The sequence below is a fragment of the Deltaproteobacteria bacterium genome (genome assembly GCA_016219225.1).
GTDB lineage: Bacteria > Desulfobacterota > RBG-13-43-22 > RBG-13-43-22 > RBG-13-43-22 > RBG-13-43-22.
In genome coordinates, this window is record JACRBX010000191.1 from 1 (window position 1) to 5,729 (window position 5,729).

A 5,729-nucleotide genomic window follows, 5' to 3' on the forward strand; every position below is an offset into this window, starting at 1 on the left:
ACAAAGCTGAACTAAAATCGGCCATAAAGGAAGTGAAAACCCTTACGGACAAACCGTTTATGGTCAATGTGACCATATTGCCTTCGATCGGAATCCACCCCGATAGATTTAAGGACTATTTTGAAGCTATTACCGAAGAGGGCGTTCCGGCCTTGGAAATAAGTGGAATGCCTTTGAATCGTTTTGAAGATGGCAAGTATTTTACTCTTCTAAAAAAAATGGGCGTTAAGATTTTCCAGAAGGTCGGCTCGGTCAGACATGGAAAATCAGCCCAAAAGGCCGGCTATGACGGAGTCATCGCCGCCGGTGTCGAAGAGGGTGGACATCCGTTGAATGAAAATGTGGCCACTACCGTCTTAACGCCCAGAATGGTTGAAGAACTGGAAGTCCCGGTGATAACGGCCGGCGGCATGGCCGACGGAAGAGGGCTGGCCGCCGCTTTGTGTCTGGGGGCGGATGGGATTCTGATGGGAACACGTTTTATTAATACCCTTGAATGCAAAGTGCATGAAAATATCTATGAAGAATTTATAAACCGTCATGAAAACGAAACCGTTCTGTATGGAAATACCTTCGGGCTGCAGGGACGGGCACTGTTGAATGATTCGATACGTGAGGTCTTAAGACTTGAAGCAGAAGGCAAGGGTATAGAAGAGATACTCCCGCACCTATCCGGGTCGTTCGGGGATGATATCTGGCAAAAAGGGAAAACCGGGAAGGGCCTTATCCCAGTCGGCCAGACCATCGGTTTGATCCATGACGTCGTCTCCTGCCGGAAATTGCTGGATCGGATGGTTAAAGAAGCGGAAGACTGCCTGCAGCAGAATCTCAAGAAATTCCGTTCATAGGAGGGCTGAATGATTGAAGAGCGCCCCTGGCACCGCCATTATGACTACCAGATACCTGCGGCAATCCGCTACCCCCGGCTGCCGGTCCATGAGCTTCTGCAACTTCCGGCCAATGCCTTCCCGGATAAACCGGCTTTCTATTTTCTCGGTACGGAAATGACCTTTCGGGAGTTGCGCCACAACGTCCTGCGCCTGGCTAATGCCCTGGGGGCTTTGGGGGTCGTCAAAGGGGAACGAGTCGGTTTGCATCTCCCCAACTGTCCCCAATACCCCATAGCCTATTATGCCGCCTTGTCTCTGGGGGCGATTGTGGTCAATCTGAATCCCATGTATACCCCCGATGAATTAAAGGCCCTGTCGGCCAAAACCGGAATCACTACCCTGATTACCTTTGATACGGTTCTTCCAAACATCAGGGCCCTCTGCCAGGCCGTGCCTATCTCCAGGGTTGTTGTCACCAGGGTCACTGATTATCTTCAAGGGAAGGGACAACGCACCCCGGCCGGCCTGGACCTGGAGGAGGGATGGCATTATTTTCACAAATTAATCGAAGATTGTCCCAGCACAAAACGTCCGAGAGTTCAGGTCAACCCGGAAGACCCGGCCCTGATCCAATTTACCGGTGGAACAACCGGGCTTCCCAAAGGGGCCGTCCTGACACACGCCAATGTTGTTGCGGCCACCCTGCTATGCTCTCTCTGGGGAACTCCCGCCATGAATCTCACTCCCCCGGAAAAGAGGACATTCTTGGCCGTACTGCCTTTTTTCCATGCCTACGGCAATATCGTGGTAATGAATAACGCCCTCCTGAATTGCGCTACCCAGATTTTGGTGCCCCGTTTTCAAATCGATGAGCTGATCGACCTTTTGGCCCAATTTGAAAAAATATCCTTCTTCCCCACCGTGCCGACCATGATTAATGCCATAGTCAATCACCCCAGGGCTTTGGAACTCCAACTGGACCGAAAGTTCGGGACGCTGAATTCCGGCGCCGCACCCATGCCGGTGGAATTGATCGAACAGGTCAAGGATATGGGGATCTATTTCAGCGAAGGCTGGGGTATGAGCGAGACTACTGCGTTGGGCACCGCCAACCCAATCCTGGGGTTGAAAAAGACGGGCAGCATCGGTATCCCTTTCCCGGATACGGATCTCAGATTAGTGGACCTGCAGGAAGGCATAGAGGAGGTGCCTCAAGGGCAACCCGGGGAAATCATCATCAAGAGCCCCGCGGTCATGAAAGGGTATTGGGATGAGCCGGAGGAAACAGCCGGTCAATTGAAGGATGGTTGGCTGCATACCGGTGATGTCGCCGTCAGGGATGAAGAAGGTTACCTCTTTATTGTGGACCGCAAGAAAGATATGATCATTGCCGGCGGATTTAATATTTATCCCCGGGAAATCGATGAAGTGCTCTTTCAGCATCCCAAAATCCAGGAGGCCGTTTCAGTGGGCATTCCCGATGCCTACCGCGGGGAAACCGTCAAGGCCTATATTGTCCTGAAGACCGGCGAGACCGCTACCGGCGAAGAGATTATCACCTTTTGCCGGGAAAAACTGGCCGCCTATAAAGTACCCAAAAAAATTGAATTCCGAGATTCCCTGCCCAAATCGGCCGTAGGAAAGGTCCTGCGTAAGATTTTGCGGTCTGAGGAAGAGGTAAAAAGGCAGCAGCTCCCCTCTCAAGCTTAAACTGAGCATGCCATAATGAAAGGAGAAAAAATTGTGAAAGAGTGTGTAATCGTTGACGGATTAAGGACGCCGAACGGCAGGGCGCACAAGGATAAGGGCTGGTTCAGGAACAAAAGGCCGGACGAGCTTATAACGGCGGTCTACGATGCCCTTTTTGAAAGAAACAGGCAGGTGAAGCCTGAAGACGTGGAGGCGGTATTTATCGGCACCGCCATCCAGATTGGCATGCAGAATGACATTGGCAGACTGGGCTGGCTTGCCGGCGGGTACCCGGAGTCGGTGCCTTCTAACACCATCTGCCAGCAGTGCCCTTCCGGGATGTCGGCTGTGGAACACGCCGCCAGAGCCATTATGTGCGGCGAAGGAGACATATACATAGCCGGTGGCGTGGAAGATATGCTGCATGCCCCCATGGGAGTCGGGATGGACATACCGCCGAGAGTTTTTCAGAAATACAGCCCGGCTGAAATTCCCATGGGAGCAACCGCGGAAAAAGTTGCCGACCAGTGGAATGTTTCCCGACGGGACATGGAGACCATGGCCTATTACAGCAATAAAAGGGCGGCTGCCGCCAGGGACGCCGGGAAGTTTAAAAATGAGATAGTTTCCGTCGAGGGTGAAAAGGAAGACGGCACTCAATTCATGGTCGATCGGGACCAGTGGATCAGGGACGACATTTCCATGGAGACCATGGCCGAAATGAAGTCGCCCTTTAAAGAAGGAGGGGTAATAACCGCTGCCACTTCTTCACCCCTCACCCAGGGTGCTTGCGCTCTCCTTCTCATGAGCAGGGAGAAGGCCGACGAATTTGGCTGCGCGTATCACCTGAAATATATGGCCGGGGTGATGGCCGGATGCGATCCGTCTGTGATGGGCATAGGGCCTGTATTTGCGGTTAAAAAGCTGCTGGAAAGAACCGGCATCAGCATAAATGAAATAGATGTGGTGGAAATAAACGAAGCCTTTGCCAGCCAGTCCCTGGTCTGCCTTAGGGAGCTGGGTTTAGAAAAAAATTCCCCCTTCGAAAAGACCAACCTCTGGGGAGGCGCCCTGGCTCTTGGTCACCCGCTGGGAGAATCGGGGGCGAGGATTGTCGTTACTTTGAACAATATCATGAAGACGGAAAGAACGGACGCAAAATACGGGCTTGCCACGCTTTGCGGGGGATTCGGTAACGCCAACGCCACCCTTTGGGAAAGGGTTGGGTGAAAAGATCATGATCAAACTGTTATGATTAAAGAGGACACCAGTGGGTACGATCAATTACGAAATCGAAATTGAGATCTTTAAAGGAAAAGGATGCGGCCATCATCGTATAGGCGAAAAATACAAATATCCAAAAGATATTGGTAAGTTATGCCCGTGGTTATTGGACAGTATCAATTCTATGATTCGGGTATTGCAGTTTGGAGGCTCTTTGCCTTGGAAATACAAAGATACCGAATACGAGAAAATGCTCGATCCGGATGGAATTACAACGGAATTTATTCGTTGCCCTGATCCCACCGATGCAGGTCTGGTTGCAAAAGTGATCAGAAAGAAACTAAAGACAACAAAAGAAGTTGGATGGTCGTAAATAAATGGGAAATCATAACCTGTCACTTAAGAGAGACCGGGAAGACCAAGCGAAATCCTAAACAATTAAAGGAGGTAAAAAATGGAAAAATTGGTCTGGTTTAAAGACCGGGAAAAGCTTGTCATTTTGACTCTGTTGTTTTTGGGCGGTTTGTTGGGGGGCTTGGATCGGTACACAATTAATTTTGCCGTTGTGTTAATGGAAAAGGATCTAAACTTAAGTGCGGCCAGCATTGGTATGGTGTTAAGCGCATTTTTTGCAGGTTATGCTATTATGCAAATGCCCGGAGGTTGGTTGGCCGATAAATTTGGTTCCCGAAGGGTCATTCTTGTTTCTATTACCGCCTGGTCAATATTTACCATATTGACCGGTATAGCCTGGTCTCTTCCCATTTTGATTTTAATCCGCTTTATGTACGGGATTGGAGAGGGAGGTTACTTTCCCGCTTCAGCAAGTCTGGTGGCGCAAAAATTCGAAAAAAACGAGTCCGGACGGGCAATATCTGTTTTACTGTCAGCCAGTTATATAATGGGATTTCTTGCCCCGCTTATCACTACATCGTTAATGGCATCTATCGGCTGGCGCAAGATGTTTTATGTTTATGGTTTTGGGGGGTTCCTTATTCTTCCTTTATTTTATTTTTTATTAAAAGGGCCGGAACAACCGCAACCCTCAGTTGATCAAAATCCTTCAGCAAGGGAAACTGAAAAAAAATATTCGCTGAAAGGCATACTGGGAGTACCGATGTTATGGCTGGTGTTTGTCGGAGCTTTTGGGACATTCACTGTAATGTGGGGGATTGCTTCCTGGATGCCTACCCTTTTGCATAAAGTTTATGGTTTAGATCTAAGATCCATTGGCTGGTATGCGTTTTTCCCACCGTTTTTATCTTTAATCACCATATACATAGGCGGATTTCTTACCGATAAGCTTCCGTTAAAAACATCCAAGCTTTTGGCCGGTTTCTGTCTCGGTTGTGCAGCTATTATGCTTTTTATTATAGCGACAATATCATTACATGTTTTATTGTTAAATGTTTTGATGACGATCATAACAATGGCTTGCAGCATTGTAATAATTGTATTCAATTCCATACCTCTAAAGCAATTCCCCGGCGAGGCAGTTGGGTTTACCTCTGGTTTTATATATACGGGAACGCAAATTGCAGGTTTCACTGCCCCGCTGATTATGGGAATAATTGTCGATGCTTTTGGCGGGTCCTTTACCGGAGCTTTTGTGTATTTAATGGTAATATCCTTAATTGGTATGGTCTGTTTTTTTGCTGCAAGCAGATTTGAAGGGCAAGTGGTATCCCGTGAATCTTTGTTCCTTAATTCAAAACATGCTTAGACAAATTGGAAGTCCTATAATCTCGGTACTACACCGGTAAGGCGCGTATATCCCTGGATTATAGCTCAGTTCGAACCAGAAATAATCAACGTTTTCGAATGTTGAGATTATCTATGAAAAAGGTAACTATTCAGCAAAAAATTTGAAATAATTAAAAAAAGTTCTTGACAAGGTTTTGGACGCGATTTTGAAAAATCTGGATTGATACGGACATGATGGAGAAGCCGAGTGGAAAGCGTCATATTGTCTTGTGTAGGCCAGTA

General features: G+C 48.3%; 5 protein-coding genes. All 5 read left to right on the forward strand.

All coding sequences use genetic code 11. The annotated features are described in order from the left end of the window. A partial coding sequence (locus HY879_16335) for a nitronate monooxygenase (protein MBI5604908.1) occupies nucleotides 1-848 on the forward strand: 848 nt, incomplete at its 5' end. A gap of 12 nt (nucleotides 849-860) precedes the next feature. After that, nucleotides 861-2,540 carry a long-chain fatty acid--CoA ligase gene (locus HY879_16340; GenBank protein ID MBI5604909.1) on the forward strand — a complete coding sequence of 560 codons (1,680 nt, stop codon included), beginning with the start codon at nucleotides 861-863 and terminating at the stop codon, nucleotides 2,538-2,540. A 33-nt stretch (nucleotides 2,541-2,573) separates the two neighbouring features. Next, nucleotides 2,574-3,749, forward strand: a complete 1,176-nt coding sequence (locus HY879_16345; protein ID MBI5604910.1) for a thiolase family protein — start codon at nucleotides 2,574-2,576, stop codon at nucleotides 3,747-3,749. Between the two features lie 40 nt (nucleotides 3,750-3,789). Continuing rightward, nucleotides 3,790-4,116: a hypothetical protein gene (locus HY879_16350; protein ID MBI5604911.1), complete on the forward strand. Its 327-nt coding sequence runs from the start codon at nucleotides 3,790-3,792 to the stop codon at nucleotides 4,114-4,116. Nucleotides 4,117-4,197: 81 nt separating this feature from the next. Continuing rightward, the gene (locus HY879_16355) at nucleotides 4,198-5,466 is read left to right on the forward strand and encodes an MFS transporter (GenBank protein MBI5604912.1); all 1,269 of its coding nucleotides are present in this window, start codon (nucleotides 4,198-4,200) and stop codon (nucleotides 5,464-5,466) included. Nucleotides 5,467-5,729: the final 263 nt, after the last annotated feature.